General features: G+C 59.0%; 14 protein-coding genes and 3 pseudogenes. 6 read left to right on the top strand and 11 right to left on the bottom strand.

Features of this window, described 5'->3' with window-relative positions:
* Nucleotides 1–28: 28 nt before the first annotated feature.
* The 7 genes and pseudogenes from AC1RZR_RS33480 to AC1RZR_RS33450 form a co-directional block, all read right to left on the bottom strand.
* Nucleotides 29–2,569, bottom strand: a complete 2,541-nt coding sequence (locus AC1RZR_RS33480) for a two-component system VirA-like sensor kinase (protein ID WP_481829459.1) — start codon at nt 2,567–2,569, stop codon at nt 29–31.
* A 981-nt stretch (nt 2,570–3,550) separates the two neighbouring features.
* Nucleotides 3,551–4,168, bottom strand: a pseudogene (locus AC1RZR_RS33475) (ISKra4 family transposase); the annotation flags it as partial.
* A 40-nt stretch (nt 4,169–4,208) separates the two neighbouring features.
* A pseudogene (locus AC1RZR_RS33470) lies at nt 4,209–4,303 on the bottom strand (IS630 family transposase); the annotation flags it as partial.
* A 112-nt stretch (nt 4,304–4,415) separates the two neighbouring features.
* On the bottom strand, nt 4,416–5,303 hold the full coding sequence (locus AC1RZR_RS33465; RefSeq protein WP_481829458.1) for a dihydrodipicolinate synthase family protein: 888 nt from the start codon (nt 5,301–5,303) through the stop codon (nt 4,416–4,418).
* An 18-nt stretch (nt 5,304–5,321) separates the two neighbouring features.
* Complete coding sequence (locus tag AC1RZR_RS33460) at nt 5,322–5,960, bottom strand: LysE family translocator (RefSeq protein WP_010914002.1); 639 nt, start codon at nt 5,958–5,960, stop codon at nt 5,322–5,324.
* A gap of 84 nt (nt 5,961–6,044) precedes the next feature.
* Entirely contained in the window at nt 6,045–6,734 is a 690-nt protein-coding gene (locus tag AC1RZR_RS33455) for a B3/B4 domain-containing protein (protein WP_481829457.1), read from the bottom strand.
* A 366-nt stretch (nt 6,735–7,100) separates the two neighbouring features.
* Nucleotides 7,101–7,853, bottom strand: coding sequence for a carbonic anhydrase (locus AC1RZR_RS33450; RefSeq protein ID WP_481829456.1), 753 nt, complete (start codon nt 7,851–7,853; stop codon nt 7,101–7,103).
* 679 nt (nt 7,854–8,532) lie between these two features.
* Between AC1RZR_RS33450 and AC1RZR_RS33445 the strand changes: the two genes are divergently transcribed.
* Nucleotides 8,533–9,177 carry an acyl-homoserine-lactone synthase gene (locus AC1RZR_RS33445; RefSeq protein WP_481829455.1) on the top strand — a complete coding sequence of 215 codons (645 nt, stop codon included), beginning with the start codon at nt 8,533–8,535 and terminating at the stop codon, nt 9,175–9,177.
* 456 nt (nt 9,178–9,633) lie between these two features.
* Entirely contained in the window at nt 9,634–11,457 is a 1,824-nt protein-coding gene (gene glmS, locus AC1RZR_RS33440; protein ID WP_481829454.1) for a glutamine--fructose-6-phosphate transaminase (isomerizing), read from the top strand.
* A 395-nt stretch (nt 11,458–11,852) separates the two neighbouring features.
* Here glmS and AC1RZR_RS33435 read toward each other — a convergent pair whose 3' ends face one another.
* Nucleotides 11,853–12,116 carry a hypothetical protein gene (locus AC1RZR_RS33435; protein WP_006329192.1) on the bottom strand — a complete coding sequence of 88 codons (264 nt, stop codon included), beginning with the start codon at nt 12,114–12,116 and terminating at the stop codon, nt 11,853–11,855.
* Nucleotides 12,117–12,448: 332 nt separating this feature from the next.
* Entirely contained in the window at nt 12,449–13,612 is a 1,164-nt protein-coding gene (locus AC1RZR_RS33430) for a porin (protein ID WP_481829453.1), read from the bottom strand.
* 1,339 nt (nt 13,613–14,951) lie between these two features.
* Here AC1RZR_RS33430 and hemN point away from each other — a divergent pair.
* The gene (gene hemN / locus AC1RZR_RS33425) at nt 14,952–16,277 is read left to right on the top strand and encodes an oxygen-independent coproporphyrinogen III oxidase (RefSeq protein ID WP_481829452.1); all 1,326 of its coding nucleotides are present in this window, start codon (nt 14,952–14,954) and stop codon (nt 16,275–16,277) included.
* Between the two features lies 1 nt (nt 16,278).
* Here the strand turns inward: hemN and AC1RZR_RS33420 are convergent, their stop codons facing one another.
* Nucleotides 16,279–16,569, bottom strand: a complete 291-nt coding sequence (locus AC1RZR_RS33420) for a ZinT/AdcA family metal-binding protein (RefSeq protein ID WP_481829451.1) — start codon at nt 16,567–16,569, stop codon at nt 16,279–16,281.
* 53 nt (nt 16,570–16,622) lie between these two features.
* On the bottom strand, nt 16,623–16,781 hold the full coding sequence (locus tag AC1RZR_RS33415; RefSeq protein ID WP_481829450.1) for a hypothetical protein: 159 nt from the start codon (nt 16,779–16,781) through the stop codon (nt 16,623–16,625).
* Nucleotides 16,782–16,871: 90 nt separating this feature from the next.
* On the opposite strand from AC1RZR_RS33415, the gene AC1RZR_RS33410 reads away from it, so the two are divergent.
* The 3 genes and pseudogenes from AC1RZR_RS33410 (at nt 16,872) to AC1RZR_RS33400 (ending at nt 20,344) form a co-directional block, all read left to right on the top strand.
* The gene (locus AC1RZR_RS33410) at nt 16,872–17,270 is read left to right on the top strand and encodes a hypothetical protein (RefSeq protein WP_136625439.1); all 399 of its coding nucleotides are present in this window, start codon (nt 16,872–16,874) and stop codon (nt 17,268–17,270) included.
* On the top strand, nt 17,261–17,650 hold the full coding sequence (locus AC1RZR_RS33405; protein ID WP_136622663.1) for a hypothetical protein: 390 nt from the start codon (nt 17,261–17,263) through the stop codon (nt 17,648–17,650). The genes AC1RZR_RS33410 and AC1RZR_RS33405 overlap by 10 nt, the downstream gene beginning before the upstream one ends.
* A gap of 664 nt (nt 17,651–18,314) precedes the next feature.
* Nucleotides 18,315–20,344 (top strand): annotated as a pseudogene (locus AC1RZR_RS33400) (conjugal transfer protein TraG).
* Nucleotides 20,345–20,382 lie beyond the last annotated feature (38 nt).

Here is a 20,382-nt window from a genome sequence, read left to right as displayed (position 1 = left end):
ACTTGCATAGAATGAGCGATCGGCGGCATCACGCCATCATCATTATACGTATCGCATGCTCTATTGTCCTGGACGAGACCGGTCTCGCTAGCCGAAGGACGAAGGCCTGATTGTCAGATGTGACCGGAATGGGGTCGATGTCACCGATGACTATGAAAGGCACCGTCATGATGGCCGGGCATACGGACTCTGCCCGTCCTCGCTCGAGGAAAGGCGTCTTCGCCAAAATCAGCAGGTCAGCTGCCTTCCCGCTCTCGATCCAGCCGCAAAGACTTTCGAAGGTCGCGAAGCCGATCGGCTCATAACCCAGCGCGGCGATATTGTCCTTGTGAATCTCCAACTCTGCTGGATCGGGCTCCACGACTGCAATGATTCCGCCGTTGGCCGGTGATCCGTTGTATGGGCCGAAAGTGACGTCAGCGCTGACTGGCTCCTCCTCGGAGGCTGGCAAGTAGATATCAAAGCGCGTACCTCGGCCAACAACCGAGGTGACGTCTAGGCATCCTGCGAGCGCGCTCACGTGCCTGTCAACCGCAGCAAGACCCAGCCCGGTCCCGCCGACGAGAGAGCGCGTGGTAAAAAAGGGCTCAAAGACATGCGGAAGTATCGAATTTGCGATTCCTGGGCCATCGTCGCTGATGGAGAGGAGAACGTAATCTCCAGGTCTCAAGGTGCCCTGAGCCAGCGGCTTGGTTTGGCACACCTGGGCGCGAGAAACGCTAACCTCGACGCGGCCCTCGTTCAAGACAGCCTCCGACGCGTTCTTGCACAGATTCATGAGGATCTGCTGCATCTCGGTTGGGCTGCCCTCGACCACCGTTTGCCACTCGTTGATCTTGAAGTTCAACTGAACACCCGCACGAACTGTAACCCGCAGCAATGGCGCAAGATCCATGACAATTTCGGAGACGTTGAAAGGCAATGCAACGCGCTTGCGGTTTCGGCTGAGTGACAAGATCTGGTCAACGATCAGCTTGGCGCGGTGTCCAGCTAAGATGATTTGGTCGATGTGGTTCCATATTCTGGAGGGGCGACGCACCAGACCTTGGGCAATTTCTGAATATCCGATTATTGCGCCTAAAATATTGTTGAACTCATGTGTGGCGCCGCTTGCGATCGTGCCGACGGTCCTCAGCCTTTCCACCTGCTCCCATCGACTCACCAGAAGGTCGCGTTCGGCATTTACACGTTGCATTTCAAGATGGTTGCTCAAACGCCCAATGGCACTGGCAAGAACCCACAGGTCGCCTGCTGAGGGGAGTGAGCGATCTCGTTCAAAAACAAGGATGCAAACCACAGCCTGCTGATCGGAGGCCCTGCAAGCAACAATTTGACAAACACCGGAAGTGTCTAGGGCGGTGCGAACCATTTCCGCCGCCGGAACGACGCGAAACACTGGCCGTCCGGCGCGGACAAGTGAAACGACTTCATCAAGAAGCGCGACGTTCCAGACACGCATGCACGTGTTCGTCACAAAGCACTCGGTATGCCTGCTGAGACTCGGATCCACCTGAGCAAGCGCGCATTGATCCGCGTCGAAAGCGCGTTGAACAAGTCTAAGCGCTGCTTCGGTTGAAAAGCGCGGCGACGCGTTCTTTGCTTTACTTTGGTTGAAGCGAGCTTCGATCTCACGCATTGCCTCTTCAAGCTCCAGCCGCCTTTCCAACCGGTTCGTCCGCACATGCAGCCTGAAGGCCCGAATGATCGCAAACAAGCAGAGGCATATGGACACCGAGCCAAAGAAAAGTCGTGTGCGCTGCGCTTGCGCGCTGGCCAAGCTGTAGTCTTTCAGATATTCGCGCTCCAGTTCGGCGGCCTTGGCGAACGTGTTAAAGGATGCGATCCGATCGGCTGCGCGGTCCACTCTCGACAACGCGGACAGGATAGCGCGGCCGTTGCGGACAACATCGTGGGTGGCTTGGTCCTGGCTCGGAGGAAGTCGGCTGAGAGACTGATCGATCTGTGATGCGAGGCTGAATCCCGGTCTGGCCGAAAACTGAAGGATCAAATTGGAGAGTTCAAGCCTGTTGGACGGCGCCCCCTCAAGGCGATTAACCGAGCGAGCAAACCGTACGAGAGAGCTTTGCAGAAGCTCATTTTGCGCAGCCGCTGCCGAGATGGCAGCCTCTGTGTTCTCGACGGACTTTTTGAGCTGTGCAAGCAACATGGAGTGCGCTCCGGAGCTCTCATCGGGCGAAATCTCGGCAAGGCGTTGCAAGTTTGTAACGTTCCTTTGCAATGCTTGGAGGGTAGAATCAACGGGGCGGAAGTCCAATACCATGTCGGTTCGAGCGCGGGCGACATCGCGCTGGAGCAATGCGTAGTTGATCTGAATCGTTCGCAGTTCACTTAGGACCGCCTCGTCGACCTGTGGGTCCTGCCTCTGTATCCCGAACAAGAGCGCAAACGAGGCCGCCAGGGCGATTACAAAAACGTTGTCGGTACTGAGCCTTTTTTCACAACGAAACGGCGTTTGATGCGCGGTGCGCGCCTTGCGAAAGTCTGATCTAAATTCTAGCTCCTCATTGCTTCGGTGTGCGGCCGGATGCTGCTGGAACAGGAAAACCATGTGTACCTCTCCCCTCATAAAGACGGCTTAGACACCGTCGCACTTTGCCCCCGTGGCCCCGCTGACCCTCCGTTGAATTTCGCGGCGATTAGACTTCGACCGTTCTGTTCCGAACTCTGGCCACTCGCGAGCTCGACGCGAACGTGGAAACTGAAGGCACGGCGTTACGGCACGTGAGAAACTGGGCTATCCGTGAATGCTGATTTGATAGTTGTTGAGAAGGGAAGGCACCAATGCCAGGCTGACACCGCGTGACGGATTCAATCGAGATTTGCCTGTTTTCGCGCGGCGAGTCGAACCACGCCGATGTTGAAGGTACCGTTGAGTCTCGTCATAATGACGGCAGGAACCGAATACTCGTGAGCCTTCGTTGCGTCAGTCCGCTCAAGCCATCACGCACGCGGCAGAGCTAACTTCCGGCAAGAGTTTCATAGCTGGGCCAACAAATTGCGCTCTATGCCTGACCAGAGTAAGCAGGACGTACGTACGATCGGCATGATCCCCGAGGAGCGTTCGCACTTCATCTCTTATCCGGTGAAGGATAGCCCATTGAGCAGCTCACCATCGGTTATGAGATCGAGGCGACACACAAGGCGGGCAACCGGTCGCAGTATTCGGAACTGTCTTCCGAGAGATCATGGAGGGACAGACAAGCCGCACGCTGCAGCAGCCTGGGGATGACACCGGTCGGCCAGCCATTATGCCGCTAACCCGCTTGCGATCTCTGTGCATTGTATCTCCTGCGTGCAGCCCCTGCATTAAGCCAGCGTCGACGACCAGAGCCCATGTTCCACCAAACAAGGGTTAGCTTTCAAGAAGCTGATTGAACAAATTGATTGTTTGGATCGCACGCATCCGAACAATGGATGCAGCTAAATGCAGCGGCGGTTTTCGTTAGATGCGAGCGAGCGTCTCTTGGCAAGAACCACCGCGGGGCGCGGGCGAGGTGAGGGGCTGCACGCCAAGCGCGTCGGGACGGTCATCGAGGATCTGCGTGCGGGTTTGCAGCAGAAGATGTGCGCCGATCCTGCTCCACTGCATCTGCCGCTTGTTGGCGAACCGCTTGGAACGGCGTTGACGGTGGCCTTGACGAGGGCCGAAGAGATGCGATCTCCGGACCGCTAACGCTCGCCGTAATAATCAGGCTGGCACTGTTGGAGGCGATGTAGGCCTGGTGAACTCGCCGATGGCGGTCAGGAACTTGCGCATGTTCGGCTAGCCTGTTTCGAGACCTTCCGCGTCGAATTGCAGGTCGGCGATTTCGTGACGGGCCCGATAGACGTCAACATGCCAGAGATGCCATTTGATCCTGCGCAGAGTTTCGAGCAGGTCCTGTCCGGTCTGCTCATCCTGGTTTTCGAGCCCTTGCACGAACTGCCGAAGGACCCTGATGCGCACGGTGATATGGAACCAGTCGGCGATTCTTCCCCACAGTCGGTGATGAAGGTGATATCCTGATTGGCTTGGACGGGCTGCTTCTTGAGATGGTCGAGAATGCGCCGTTGCGGCTCGCGATCATAGCCATAGACGAAACCGATGTAGCGCGGAGCACCCTCTTCAGGCTTCAGGCAGCGAGCGGCCTACGATCAGCTCGAAATTCTACTTCCGGTCGTTTGGTCGCGGATGAAAGTTCGATGCGAACGCGTTTGCGATGGCCGCCCATCTTCCCGGCGCTACCGGAGCACGATAACGTTGCGACCATTTCACCACAGAAGAGACCGCAAAGCCAAAGCGCGACCAACCCGATCCAATTCTGCGCCGCCCAACTTCCATCTCGAACGGTGCGCGGAACGCCCGCGCGCCGGGTGCCTAACTAGCAGTGGCACTGGGCATGCCCTGTGCTCGGCTATTCGAGCTTCTCCAATGCCTGCCTAATTTCATCTCCGGCGTCTTCCGGCAACGGCAAAATAGGGCGCGGTGGCTGGACGTGCGCCAGACCGAGGTAGTCGGCGATGACGAACATAACGCGGAAGCTGCCGTAGTGTTTGAACAAGGTCCAGAGCGGCCCGAAAGCGCGGTTCAACCGAGTGGACTCCTCCGCGTCGCCGGACTGCGCTGCACGCGTCAGCGCAAGCGCCGGGACCGCCAGCAGACCTGCCGCAACGCTGTACCAGGTGTCACATCCGGCAAGCAGGGCATCCGCCGCGCCCCAATCGCCGCTGTATCCGATTGTGAACGTGTCAGGCGTCATCGACCGCAAACGTGCCAGTTCCCCCGCGTAATCGTCATTCGCCGCCAGAGGCATTTTCACCGCGACGACGTTGGACACCTCTGACAGCCGGGCGATCAATGCGTCGCTGAATGTGAAGCGCGTGGTGCTTGGATTGTTATATATGCACAAAGGCAATTCCCCCGCCTCGGCCACCGCGACGAAGTGCTGGAAGACTTCGTCCTCGTTCAGGGGAACGTAGGACATCGGTGCCAGGAGCAGGCCGTCAGCGCCAGCGGATTTGGCATCGCGCGCCAGAGCCTGAGCTTCATCGGTACGCAATGCACCCACACCCACGACAAGAGGCGTTTTGCCGCCGATGCATTCCACGGCAGCCTGAACGGCACGCTTGCGTTCTTCCCTGGTGAGGTAAGCATAACCGCCCGTGCTCCCCAGAAGGCCGATGGAGTCCGCTCCGGCGCGTTGAATACGCTCGAGAAAACGAGCCAGACCCTCGGTGTCGACATGCCCTTCCGCATCGGTTGGCGTAAGGGGGAACGCCGACAGGCCGCGAAACAAAGTCATCATCCATTCCTTTCGAAACTACATACGGGAAAGCAGCATACGCAGCCCGGCGAACGCGAAGAACATCGCCAACAGACTTTCGATCCAGCGGCGGCAGCGGCGATATAGAGCCACCATAGGCGGTGTGGAGAAGACAATGGCGTAGCCGCAGAATATCGTGACACTTAGGATGGCGCAGCCACCCAATATCGCCGCGATGCTTTGCCACGATGAATTCGGACCGATCCCCAGCGTGACGAGCGCGATCCATGCCAGCACGGATTTTGGGTTCGCCAAATGCATCAAGAGGCCCTTCCTATAGAGCTCACCCCGCGAAAGAGCGACTTGGTCGGTCGATGCGCGCACCGCCAGCTTCTCGTTCGACGTAAGCGCCGACCGTCCCGCCCTGAAGGCGAGGAATAGCAGGTAAAGCCCCCCGAAAACCTGCAGAACGAGCAGTGCCTGGGCGTACCTGGCCAACAGGGCGGAGATGCCGGTGGAGGCCATAAAACCCCAAAAGATCGAGCCGCTGACGACGCCGGAGGCAAGCATGAGCGCAGCACCTCTGCCGCGCGCCATCGCAACCCCCATAATGCGCATGTTGCTCGGGCCGGGGCTCCCCGCGGCAATGACATATGCAGCAAAGACGATGAGCAACTGATGGAGATCGACATTCATTCTCTCAGCCCTTGATAGTCTCGATCGGATCGATCGCGCCGGATGCCCCGGGCGGCCATGGATCCACTCGCTCGACCGGAAACCTCATCCGGCGATGGCAATTTCTTGGCTCGCGATTTTGCAGCCAGGCATCAAGGCATTCAGCCCTCCGACCATGGCATCCGTCGCCTCTGCCAATGCATCGTCCGGCATGGTCTCCAACGCCTCCAGTACGAACCACATCCGGCCTGTTAGGGTCTTCAGGCGGGTTCGAGTGCCCTGTCGCCAGTTCCAGCGTCGGCAGGTGACGCCAATGTCGTCGCGCCAGATGACCTCACCGGGCAAGGGAGGATCGTTGACCGCCTCTCCATTCATCATGGTGTCGAACGTCTCACTCCCGTCAGCGATCGTCAGGTGGGGTCTTCCGACATAGGCGTCAAAATTCTCTCCACCCACCGGGACTGCGTATTTCAGGCTGATGGCGTTGTAGAGATCGACGATCGGGTTGATCGTCGAAAGAGTGCCGTCTTTCAGAACCCGCTTTCTGAGGGCCTGGGCTGAGCACGGCGTACGGTTAGGCTTCGCGCCAAAGACGACGTAGGCGTCGGACCAACTCGCCAGATGAGCTTCTGCCCAAGCCGGGCCATCCGCCAACGCGAAATCGCAGGCTTCACCAAGCAATCGGGGATCGAAACGTCCTTCTCCAGCTGAAGTGGCATCGACGTAGACGCTCACGGCTCTAAATCCCGATGCAATATTCTTAATTCGACCGTCGATGATGGGACCCTCAAACATCCAGGCAACTCCATCAGTTCGAGCGCAAGCAATCCATGACCGGCGCGACCAGTCACGATCGCTTCCCTGACTGCAAGCCAATATTGCAGTTCACTGGTCCAAACTAAACTGCCACTTTTGGAGATTTTAATTGGTCCAGTATAAGGAGGGTTCTCGCAGCACGGGAGCGACGCGTCGAATTTATCAATCCCTGATCAAGCAGCCACCCAGTTCTCCGCAAGCAAGCGGCCCACAAGTTCCCCATGATCCGGTCATGCTGTTGTGAACCCTAGGGCATTATCGTGATGCCAGCGCCACCATGGTGGCGTCGTACTGTTCGAAACCCCCCGATTGTTACCGCGGTTTTGCTTGACGCGCGCGATGACCTTAGCTGAGGCCTAGGATGAAGCGCCGATTGGAGGGACGGATCGACCGCGCGTTAGATGCGTAAAGCGTCGTAAACCGCTTGATGTCTGCGGTGTCGACCTCGACCGGTTCCATTGCAACCATCCACTCCACGTTTTCGGTGCAGGGCGGAGTCGTTAATGATCCCTCATAGGTCCAGTAGCCGAGCGAGGCCGGCAAAAGCCCGTTGGGATCGAACTCGTCAACTGCCATCTCCTCGCCGGGCCGGGCCGGAAAGACCTTGGCGAGACCGGCAAAGCTGATATTTGTCGCGCCAGGCGTAAGAAGGGCGCTCAGCACACCCAGAGTATCGCTCTTTGTGTCTTTATGGACAAAATGCGCTTCCATCGGGAAGCTCATGCCCGCCACGTGATGCTCGCTCGGCGCGTGGAAATGCAACTGTGCCAGTTGGTAGACGCGATCCCCGCGGGTCAAGGTGCTGCCTTCCGGCATGTTGATTTGAATGGTGTGGCCGTTGTTCACCATCCTGCCGCCGCCCTTGAGCCAACTGATGTCGATGCGCGGTATATCCGCCTTTACCGTGCCGGCGATGTCGATGGGTGACTGCTGCCTGCCCGCCGAACAGGCGAAATTTCTCGTGTCCAGATCGGCCCAATGCTCCGGCCCGACCGAGCCGCCATATCCCCAATGGGCGCTGGCCGCACGCGCGGTCTGGGCGCAGATCGGGCACACGCCCAGCGCGATGAATCCTCTAATCAGGTTACGACGATGCATATTGCCTCGCTCCTTGATGCGAACCTTATGTCCTTGCTTCCAATTGGTGCAGTCAAGGCACAGCCGCAAGGGCGGGCGTAGGTTGAGCCGCGCCACCAGCGTACACGCCAGCCAGTCCTCGTCGAACTGGTAAACTGGAAGAAGCGTCGCCGCCGGCGATCGTTGGAGGCTACGCTCGCCGGTCCGTGGAAATGGCTGGCGACGTGGCTCAGATTCACCGTGCTGCCGCTGATCAGGCCAACAACCAGCACAGCCGGCGTCGCCGGTCCGGCTGTTACTCGGCGGTATGTGGCGCGTAACGTTGAAGCGGGAGTGTCGGGCAGGCAGTGCATTGCAAAGGATCCCTCTTTGGCGAGACGAATTCCTCCATTCCAACTGATTCCCGACCTCTCGGCCACCCACTGTGTAGCCTGCCCGCCACGCTCTCCAAGACCATAAAGGCATGGATAAAACTCGCGAATACGCCTTGGAAAGCAGGTCTCAAAGGCCAAGGGGACCTTCCATCTGGAAAATGCCAAGCAAGCTCGCGTTCGGACGATCCATGCGGTTGCCAGGCTGGCTGCCTCCGGTCAGGCGAGATCCGGATCCTTCCGCGAGGATAGCTGTAAACGTCTACAGGCTGCATCGCTGTGCGCTTTGCCCTTCGATGGCGGGAACACAACCCGCACGGAGGCGACGAATGATTCAGCTGATCACACCTGGCCTCTACAGCGAATTCGCAGGCGAGCTCAAAGAGATGCACGGGCTCAGATATCGGGTTTTCAAGGAGAGGCTCGATTGGGAAGTTCAGACCGGAGGCGAAATGGAAACAGACACCTTTGACGACTTGAAGCCTGTCTATCTGCTGCTCAAGGGATCCGATTGGCGAATTCGTGGCTGCGTGCGCCTCTTGCCAACCACTGGGCCGACCATGTTGCGCGACACATTCCCGGCGCTGCTGGGTGAGGCTGTGGCGCCAGCGAGTCCCGACATATGGGAAAGCAGCCGTTTCGCGCTCGATTTGCCCCCATCAACGCCCAAGGCGGCAGGCGGCCTTGCCCAAGCAACCTACGAGCTCTTCGCCGGCATGATCGAATTCGGCTTGGCCAACAATCTCACCCGGATCGTGACGGTGACCGATACGCGTATGGAACGGATCCTTCGCCTCGCAACGTGGCCATTGTCGCGCATCGGAAAGCCGCAGCCCGTCGGCAAAACGGAGGCGGTGGCCGGGTTTCTCGAGATCTCTCACGCCAGCCTGTTGCGCATCCGCTGGAGGGGACGTCTGAATGGGCCGGTACTGTGGCAACCGATTCTCGGCCTGCCGCCCGGCCCATGCGGATAGCCAAGACGTGGTGCGTGGACCCAGGGATCGGAAGAGGGTTTGCTTCTCGTCGCCGAAAGGAGTCATTGCGTCCGGCCTGGAGAAGCAAACCGAGGAATGATGCATGAAGCAGCGTCCGCACAATTGAACGGCGAGATCAAAGAGTGCGCTGGGGCTACCCATTCGCACTCGGCCCAAGTATTCCCCGTCTCCTCCGGCCGGCTTGCATGCTATTAACGCAGGTGAGGGCGCCGGCCATGATATGCGCAGCCCGTTGAAGGCGGAAGCGTACGCTCCGGTTCACATCACCCGCATTGGACTGAGGTTTAGTTCATCCATGGCGTGGATGATGGCTATCCCAACAATCAATTTTACCGAACTGACTGGATTCCATTAGAAGACTCTAACTGAGCGCATGCCGGGCGGCGTCCCTCGTCTGCGTCGGCTAAGGCTGCCGGGAAGAATTCGGAGAAGAACATGTGCGGAATTGTTGGCATCGTTGGGCAACGGCCGGTGTCGGAACGCCTGGTCGACGCATTGAAGCGTCTGGAATACCGCGGCTATGATTCGGCCGGCATTGCGACGATCACCGAGGGCACCTTGCACCGCCGGCGCGCGGAGGGCAAGCTCGTCAATCTCGAGAGGAGACTCAAGGAAGAGCCGCTGGGTGGTACCATCGGCATCGCCCACACCCGCTGGGCAACCCATGGGCCACCGACGGAACGCAATGCACACCCGCACTTCACGGATGGTGTGGCCGTCGTCCATAACGGCATCATCGAGAATTTCGCCGAACTGAAGGACGAATTGGCGGCGACGGGAGCCGAGTTCCAGACCGACACCGACACTGAGGTCCTTGCGCATCTCTTGGCAAGGCACCGCCGGGAGGGCATGAGGCGTGGTGAGGCGGTGCATGCCATGCTGAAAAGCGTCAGGGGTGCCTACGCGCTTGCCATCCTCTTTGAGGATGATCCGTCGACCATCATTGCGGCGCGCAATGGACCACCGCTGGCGATCGGTCACGGCGACGGCGAGATGTTCCTGGGCTCCGACGCGATCGCGCTTGCTCCATTCACGAATGAAATCACCTATCTCATCGACGGTGACTGGGCCGTTGTCGGCAGGACGGGCGCTGATATCTTTGATTACGACGGCCACCCCGTCGCGCGTCCGCGCCAGACCTCCCTGGCCGTGGCCACTCTGGCCAACAAGGGCAACCATCGCCACTTCATGGAGAAGGAAATCCTCGAGCAGCCCGAGGTCATCGCCGATGCGCTCGGTCATTATATCAATTTCATCGAAAATGGTGCCGATGCGGTTTTTGGCATCGACTTCGCCAAGATCCCGAGCTTGGCGATCTCTGCCTGCGGCACCGCATATCTCGCCGGGCTGATCGGAAAATACTGGTTCGAGCGCTATGCGCGCCTGCCGGTCGAAATAGATGTTGCATCCGAATTCCGCTATCGCGAGATTCCGTTGTCGCCGCAGTCTGCGGCTCTGTTCATTTCACAGTCGGGCGAAACCGCCGATACGCTGGCATCGCTGAGGTACTGCAAGCAGCTTGGGCTGAAAATTGGCGCTGTCGTCAATGCGCGCGAATCGACCATCGCTCGGGAGGCCGATGTGGTCTTCCCGATCCTTGCCGGCCCAGAGATCGGCGTCGCCTCCACCAAGGCCTTCACCTGCCAGCTAGCCGCTCTTGCCGCACTCGCCATCCACGCAGCCAAGGCCCGCGGAACCGTGACCGAAGATGAGGTGCAGGCGCTCGTCGAGAGCCTCGCCGAAATGCCGCGCCTCATGAGGCAGGTACTGGACAGCATCCAGCCGGAGATTGAGCTTCTGTCGCGCGAACTGTCAAAGTGTCATCATGTCCTTTATCTCGGCCGTGGCACAAATTTCCCGCTGGCGATGGAGGGTGCGCTGAAGCTCAAGGAGATTTCCTACATCCACGCCGAAGGCTATGCGGCGGGTGAATTGAAGCACGGTCCTATCGCATTGATAGACGAGAACATGCCAGTGATCGTCATCGCGCCACATGATCGCTTTTTCGACAAGACCCTCTCCAACATGCAGGAAGTGGCCGCCCGCGGAGGGCGCATTATCCTCATCACCGATGGAAAAGGGGCAGCCGCATCGAAACTCGATACGATGCACACGATCGTGCTGCCGGCCACCGACGAGATTATCGCGCCGATGATCTTCTCGCTGCCGATACAGCTTCTTGCGTACCACACGGCGCTCTTCATGGGCACAGATCTCGACCAGCCACGCAACCTGGCAAAATCAGTCACCGTCGAATGATGTGACGCCTTCATTAGTCGCAACGCTCGCCCATTCGGAAAAAACTCCAAGCACTTCAACCGGGGCTCAAGCGCGCCGCTACCGCCTTGCCGTTATTTGCTGGAGCATGCCGTTTAGCGACGATTGGTTATCCCTTTGGCCTCCCCTCACGCTGCTTGGCTGTGCCTACTGGCAAACCCGGTCGAGAAAAGCATCGAATACGCAGCAATAGCGCTAACCACAAAGCGATCCTCCTGCCGCATGCGGATAAAACCCTTCGCTGTCCCTATTTCGTCCTCGCTCGATGATTGCGGCTCGCCGCGGTCTTCGTCGGTGAGACGGTTGCCCTTTGACTTTGCCAGGCGGCCAGCTGCGATGTGCGGGCTGTAGGAATCCCGTGTAACCTCGTTCTGGATCTAACGCTCACCGATAGGCCCGGCCAGTCGCAAGAGGACCGGGCGATGATCGGACACTTCCAGGAACCGCTCGATGGTTCGGTCGAGCGCGAGGATCATGAAATCGTGGCCGCACGGCACGAGATTGGGCGAGATAAAGACATGGTCGATCAGCGACTTGAAGGGCGCCTTGACGCAGGTGATTTGCTTGTCCGAAGCATCCTGCGCGGCGAGCGCGGTCAGGCCGGCGGCGGTCAGCGCGGTCTCCGGAAGCCAAGGTTGCATTGAGTCGCCGCCGATTCAGTCGTTATCGAAGCTGGGATACTAGCAGAGTTCGGCGATTGCTTCGGCGATCACGCGCCCACCCATCTGCCGGCGGCCTCCACCGTGTCGCCGGACTGCGCCGCACGCGTCAGCGCAAGTGCCGGGACCGCCAGCAAACCTGCCGCAACGCTTTGCCAGCTGTCACATCCCGGCAAGCGGGGCATCGGCCGCGCCCTAATCGCAGCTGTATCCGATTGCAAACGTGTCAGCGCTTATCTGCCGCAGGCGTGGCAGGTCCCCCGCATAATCGTCATTCGCCGCCTGAGGCCACCGAGATGAAGCTCTTCCTCCCGTTAGAATGAACGTTCGAAACGGAGGATGCCGCCGACACTGCTCTTTTTGTTGGCATTAGCCCAGCTAATGGAAGGGTCGACCTTGCCGACGGCGAAGTCGCCGTAGCGGTCATAGTCGAGTTCGGCTGTAATTGTGAAATCTGCAAGAAACGTATAGGCGACGTTTGCAGCGACACCATAGTTCCTGAGCTGATCACCCGAGAGCTGAAGATTCAACGAAGTTGTCTCATTGAGCTTGTAAGTGGCGCCGGCCCAGAAAGCCCAGTTACCGCCCCAACTTTTGTAGAACCCGCGACCATGAGCGTCGATTGCGTTAGTGACGTCATCGTTGAGCTTGCCGCTGGAGCCGTAGCCGAACATTCCGAATAGCGAGAGTTGGTCGGTAACATCGACGTCGATGCGGACCTTGCCCGCGACCGATTCGTAGTTGCTATCATAAGCGACAACGCCGGTGATCGCGCCCCAGTGTTGTGTGTATTTCACTCCGCCGACTAGGTGCGGAACGTAGCTGTCGATGGTGCCGACCAGGCCCGAGCCTTCTTCGAGTGAAACCACAGCCGAAAAGCCGTTACCGGCGTCAAAGTAGTACTGAACCACATTAGTATCGAAGGCGCCGTACGGGATAAGCATCTGATTGAGCACGTCGCCCGCGTAGCCAATAAACATGTCGAAGGCGGACCAGTCCTTGCCAACTCGGAGGCCACCAAGCTGAACCCAGGCGAAAGTCAACGTGATGCCTTGGCTGAAGGCATAGTATCGAGGACTGTCCGAACCGGAATAGGCGGTGTGCTTGCCGTAGTTCATGCGGGTCTCGATGTAGGTCTGCAATGTACCGAGTTCGGTCTCTTGCCCGGTCCAAGTTTTGAATGTGAAGCGCGTGTGGTTTTGCCATATGCCCTGGGCCTCGCCAGTCTTCACATCCGTGGTTCTAGCTTGGTCATACGACACGACATCGCCGAGGCCGATGTCGTAACGGACATAGCCGCCGATGCGCAGGCAGGTCTCGGTGCCGGGGATGTAGTAGTAACCAGCGCCGTAAACGTCGCAGATCTTGACGTATTCAACGGGCTCAGGCTCGGCCAGGACGATGGCGTCGGCGGCTCGGGCATAGGAAACGGCGATCAGGGCCGCAGCTGAGCCGAGCAGGAGGCTCCTGATGTTCATTCTTGATCTCCGTTCAAATATTAAAGAAGGGGACGTCAACGAACGAGCCAGCCCCTTCCTGTCCCCACAATCGAAAACGATGCACATCGCGCTGCGCCCATCGCAGTATGACGCACGGGTCATAATAATGATTCAACAACAGAGGCGATGAATCTGAATCATACTTCCACGCGATAAGATGTTGTTCTCATATCACCTGCTTGAAATGCCCGGGGAGGAATCAAACACTTCTGGGTCGATCGCCATGATTATCTCCGATAGCTGCGGGCGTACCGGCTTCGAAAATCACCCCGCAAGCGACGTGCCAACCTCACGACCAAGCTACGATTGACACTCAAGTTTGCCGTCGGACCTTGGTTTGCGTTTCCTTTTTTGCTCTGAGGGTCAAGCTGAGCACGAAAAGCAAATGTTTCGGACATGGTTCGTCTGTTCGCTTCGCGACAGTATCGTTCAATGGCGATAGCTTTTGTTTGTTTTGAGCCTCGACATTGTTGACATCATGCGAGTGCACCGCTCGGTACGTCAGCCGAGATGCCCCACTGATGCCGACATGCCTAGGCGTAAGCGTCCTCGTTAGGGCGAAGGGCCACACCTCGGCGGTGGCGAGGTGCACCAGCTTTCCAGCTAGTCCGGACAAAGTGGTTCCGAAAGGCGGGAAGGTCGAGACGAGCCGTTGTAAGCCCCTCTCTGAATCGGAAGCCGTGCATGGGCCATTTTTGTTTTTACGGAAGCACATGCGAATTCGCTCGATTGTCAGTTGCGAGCGATGCTTGAGTTGCGCTTCACTCCGGCGCTTTGCCGGGCCACAGGAGCGCGATTTGTCGGTGATCATGCGCCTGGCGTAGCGCTACTTTCTAAATTGGTTCATCAGGCTTGCAGCCTTGGCAGGGGCGGAGCTGGACGGTCTCCTCGAGCACAATTCCCGCTCTGACAGACGGTGCGCCACAGCCAAAGCCTCGTGCCGGCAATTAATACGACGAACTCATCGAGATGCCAGGTATCGCTACGTGACGCCGTCTTACGCACCAGCCGGCGAGCAAAAGTCTGGTCCCAACGCCGAATCGACTGGTCGGACGGGGCATGCTGCGTTCCATCGGACGCTGAAGGGAGGGGATAGGATAGGATAGTAGCACCAAACGGTGTGCGGGAAAGTCTCGACGGGAAACCCATGGCGCTTGTCGCTGACCAGCGCGTGCTCATACCATCGCTGTCCAGCCAAGGCTGAATGGGGCTATCGCTGCGAAATAATCGGGCCCAAAGCGGACCGGACTGATATAGCGCAAAGACACAGGAGAGCGCAGTGGTAAGGATGGAAGGCAACAACATGGGACGGTAACTGTTGCAGACCACAAAACATCGCGAAGCCCGCCTGCCTTGGTACACCATCTATCCGACTGTCGCGGAGTTCTCTGGGGCGGTCGGCGCCGACGCTTATGAGGAATGGCTCAGGAACCTACCGGCTAACGATCCGGCGTCACTCTACTTGCACGTTCCGTTCTGCCGATCAAAGTGCTGGTATTGCGGCTTCCCCACCACCATCACCCGCCATGATGCGCCGATCGTTAATTATCTGGCGGCGCTGCGTGACGAGATACGTTTGGTCTCGGAGCACGCGCCGCAGGCGCTGCCCGTGAGCGATGTGCATTTCGGCGGCGGAACGCCAACTCTCATGGGGCCAGTTGAGTTCCTCGCCCTGACGGAATTCCTGCGCCGCCACTTTGCGCTTGCGGAAACAGCTACGATCGCCGTCGAGATCGATCCACGCACGTTCACGGCCGATATGGCCGAAGCCTTGCAAGCAGCCGGCGTGAACCGCGCGAGCCTCGGCGTGCAGAGCTTCGATCCCATTGTTCAAAAAGCGATCAACCGGGTCCAGAGTGAGGCGCAGACGGCGGCTGCCGTCGAAATGCTGCGTCGGCATGGAGTGACAAGCATCAACTTCGACCTCATCTTTGGTCTCCCGCATCAAACGGTGCAGTCTTGCGTCGAGACCACGAGGGCGGCGGTCGCCATGCGCCCCAACCGGCTTGCGGTGTTCGGCTACTCGCACATTCCGTCCTTTATTAAGAATCAGCGCCTCATCGAGGAGGCATCGCTTCCGGGCAGCGCTGCCCGCGCCGAACAGGATGCGGCCATTGCCGTGACGCTGATTGCCGCCGGCTACCGAGAGATCGGGCTCGACCATTTCGCCTTGCCGGACGACGATCTCGCGCTGGCACAGAAAACCGGTCGCCTGCGGCGCAACTCGCTGGGCTACTCGGCCGACACCTGCAAAACCCTGATCGGTTTCGGCGCGTCGGCTATCGGGCGTGTCGGCGAGGGCTACGTCCAGAACGAGGTTATACGGGATTCCTACTGCCGGCACATCGCAGCTGGCCGTCTGGCGACGTCAAAGGGCTACCGTCTCACCGACGAAGACCGCGCGCGAGCCGCAATCATCGAGCGACTAATGTGCGATCTTGAGGCCGATGTGCCGGCAATCTGTGCCGCCCACGGATCTGATCCGATCCATTTTCTCGATTCAGCTGAACGCTTGGCGATGCTTGCCAAGGACGGGATTGTGGACATCGAAAAGGGTTTTGTCCGCGTACGGCGGCAGCATCGCTTTGCGATGCGCGTTGTCGCTGCCGCATTCGACGCTTTTCTCGACCGGGTTGCCCGCTGAGTCAGCCAACCAAGTGTGAGGAGGCCAAGGCGACGCCGAAGCGAAATTTGACGCCCATGCGGTTTCCTTTCTTCGAGGTCAGGATTTCACAGCCGTCGCCGGCGTAGCGGGCCTCAAGCGGCTTCCCGCCCTCGAAGAAAGCCACGGTGTCGCCATCGATCGTGATCCGCTCGAATTGGTGCGATAGCCGATCTCGTAGTAGGCGCGTACTGATCTGCGCTCTGGTCGCCGCTCTCCGCCTTATAAGCCATGACTGGATCGAGCGTTCCATCGTCAGGAAGGGATAGACCAACTGCCAATCCCGGATCCAAATTCGACAGGGCGCGCTGCTTGATCTGGTCGTCCTCAAATGTAGATCGGCTGGACCGCGGGATCGTGGCTATATGCGTGATCTGTCTCAGCTGCTTGATCGTGGATCTTGCCGCTCCCGCCGACGGCCACGATGTGGAAGGCCTTGCCCTCCACGGCGATCTCGCCGTTCCTGGTGAACGATCCCGCCGACATGATATAGGGCTTGAGGGTCGGTCACGACGATGTTGTCCCCTGCCGCGGCGATGCACGGCCGTGCCCGTCCATCGAATAGAGGTCGTGAGCTTGAGCGAGTTGGCGATCTTGCCAGCCACGAAGCTTGGCGTTCTGGTGACGCTCAACAAGGCGAGCGCAGCAATGGAACGTGCTGCCAGAGAAGCCGAATCCGTTGAGGCGGGCGGCAAGCTGCGGCCGCGCGTGCAAATCTGTAGGGTCAGGGAACTATTGAAGGGCAGAAAGCCCACGCTTCCACCTGTCTATGACATTATCTCTGCCGCTGCCGCCCGGCAGGTGGCCGCCGCGGTTGCCAACGCGACAGGAAATACGGGACCCGCCGTCCTTCAAATATTCCATCGCCGGCAGCGGACAGAAAGCCACGAACGATCAGTCGCCGACACCTGTGAACAAGCCGTGTGCGACATTGCAATCATCCATTTATTGGCTCAACTGCCCACATGGCCGTGAATGAACTGGATTTGTTGGTTTTCCAGATGGCAGTGGAAAGCGTCCGCTCACTCTGCTTGAGCTTCAATGACAAAGCGGCGGAGATAGCCGCGAGGAGCCGCGGAAACCTGCTTTTCGATGTGCGGATCGATGATGACGCCGAGGTCCAACGGCTCGCAGCCATCCGATATCGAGGCGGGCAGATTGGTGTGCTGGCGTTGGACAGACAAGGCCTTATTAGCCGCTACTGCGTCGTCAACGGTACCTTCTCCCGCTTCATTGCACCGTTGGAGAATTGGACCAGCATGCCGGTGTCAATGCAGGCCAAAATCGATGTCACTCACCATGCCGGCCTCTTCCTAGGCGCGTTGCGAACTGCCGGTCATATGCTTGGCAACTAGCGCTGGCGGAACGCATCTATGGATCTTTGCATCCGCCTGGGCGTTTGAGCCGGCGGCTCATCGAGGTTCTGCAGCGCGCGGATGTGCCACGGCCGGGGTGATAGCCGCCTCTGCCCAACAGATCGCCGGCGAGAGCTTGTCGGACAATGAATGTCGTCAATTCACCGTCCGAGAAATGGTGTCTGGCTCACAAGAAGCACAGCGAATTGAGACTGAAACGCAGTCCAGCTGGGAAACCCAGCGCGAAGGCCGGAAGGTAACTTATCTGCGATTGAGGCAACGGGAAGGCGCCTTCCACTTATAAGGCAGCGCCCAATATGTCGGTACTCGCCTGAGGAATTCCCATGGCGGGCAGGGCTACCTCGCGACCCGATCTCGATAGGCTTGTTGTACCTCAGACCGGACTCGATGTTACGAATTTCCTCAGCGGCTTGCCCGCATGCCACCGCCAGCTCCCCGACCACGTGCTCACGATAGGCACGAACGATATGAGTCCCCTCCGACATAGCAGTCCTCGGGAATGCGCGAATATTGATAACCTCGAAGGAGAGCAACGGCGCGCCAAACAGCCTCTCATCGCACCAAGTCGTACATAGGGCGCATTCCTGTTCCGGCCGTCCCGGGGGATGCTCGATGCATCTCTCCAGAACAGCGGAGCAAGCCAGTGACGCCCACGAAGCTTTTGATTGGGCAGATCGCCATTGTGTTCGCCATCGTTCTCCTCGGCGTGTGGGCTGCCACGCAATGGTGCGCTCATATGCCAGCCTTTCAGGAACAACTCGGCGCGCCATGGTTTGTCGCGGCTGGCTGGCCGATCTACGAGCCGTGGAAACTGTTGGAATGGTGGTCCCAATTCGATGCCTATGCGCCCGAGGTATTCGACAAGGCGGGCATGCTTGCGGGCACCAGTGGATTCATGGGCTGTGCCGCTGCGATCGCTGGTTCCCTCTGGCGCGCGCGCCAGCGCGGCTTGGTCACCACCTATGGCTCCTCTCGATGGGCGGCGACGCGGGAGATCGAGAAAGCAGGGCTGTTTCAGCCGGAAGGCGTCTTCCTCGGCAAACTGAAGGATCGGTATCTGCGTCATGACGGGCCTGAGCACGTCATGGCCTTTGCGCCGACACGTTCCGGCAAGGGCGTCGGGCTGGTTGTCCCAACCCTTCTCTCCTGGTCCGGCTCGGCCGTCATTCACGACTTCAAAGGCGAGAACTGGCAGCTGAGCTCCGGCTGGCGGTCGAGGTTCTCGCATTGCCTTTTGTTCAATCCGACTGATCCGCGATCGGCCGCTACAACCCGCTGCTGGAGGTACGCAAAGGTTCGGACGAGATTCGCGATGTCCAAAACATCGCCGACATTCTAGTCGATCCGGAAGGCGCGCTGGGGCGGCGGAATCATTGGGAGAAGACCAGTCATTCACTCCTGGTCGGCGCTATCTTGCACGTGCTCTACGCCGAAGAGGAAAAGACTCTTGCCCGCGTCGCCACCTTTCTGTCGGACCCGCAACGCTCGTTTGCCGCGACTTTGCGGCGAATGATGACCACCAACCATCTCGGTGCGGCCAATAAGCCTGAGGTCCATCCCGTCGTGGCCTCGGCGGCACGAGAGGTGTTGAACAAATCGGAGAACGAACGTTCAGGCGTCCTCTCGACCGCCATGTCTTTTCTCGGCCTCTACCGTGATCCGACCGTGGCCGCGGTAACATCGGACTGCGACTGGCGCATTGCCGATCTGATGGATGCGGAGTGGCCGATGTCGCTCTATCTGGTCGTGCCGCCATCGGACATCTCGCGCACCAAGCCCTTGGTGCGACTGATCCTGAACCAGATCCGCAGGCGGCTGACGGAGCGCCTCGAGGGTGACCCAAAGAAGAGCCGCAAGCATCAACTGCTCATGATGCTGGACGAGTTTCCGGCGCTCGGTCGCCTCGACTTCTTTGAGACCGCGCTCGCGTTTATGGCCGGTTACGGAATTCGTGCCTACTTGATCGCGCAATCGTTGAACCAGATCTCCAAAGCGTATGGCGACAACAACGCCATTCTGGACAACTGCCATTTGCGAATTGCCTTTTCCTCCAATGATGAGCGCACGGCCAAGCGAATCTCGGACGCGCTTGGCACGGCCACGGAACTCAGATCCATGCGCAACTATGCGGGCCACCGGCTGGCACCTTGGCTCTCGCATGTCATGATGAGCCGCCAGGAAACCGCCCGCCCGCTGCTGACACCGGGCGAGGTGATGCAATTGCCGCCCGCGGACGAACTGGTGCTGGTTTCGGGATTGCCCCCCATCCGGGCCAAAAAGCTGCGATACTATGAGGATCACAATTTCACCGAGCGGGTGCTGCCTTCGCCGGTGTTGCGCGACGGACCTTACGCGGACTGCCCGATGTCGCGGCCGGACGATTGGACTGGGCAAGTACGCGGCGTCGACCGTCGTCTTGCGTCCGACGATGAAAGCGCTGGCGCCGCGCTTGCGGACGAGGGAGGTGTTCAGCAGCAGCGCCATCCTGGCCTACCCGAAGAACATACCGCCGTCACTCAGGAACCGGACCAGGACGATCTGTCCAGACCCGCAGACGATGATAGCGAGGCGATGGCGGACAAGCGCGTCATGGACCGGATCTCCACCGTCGCAGGTGCCTATGGCATCAACGAGGGAAGGGGCGGTGATAAGGATATCGTCCCCGGCTTCTGAACGCTTTCCGCAGCTCCGGCGTATCTCACTTAGATAAC

The organism is Mesorhizobium bavaricum (assembly GCF_056781655.1).
The sequence above is the reverse complement of the archived record's forward strand: the minus strand, read 5'-3'. Positions and strand labels throughout refer to the sequence as shown.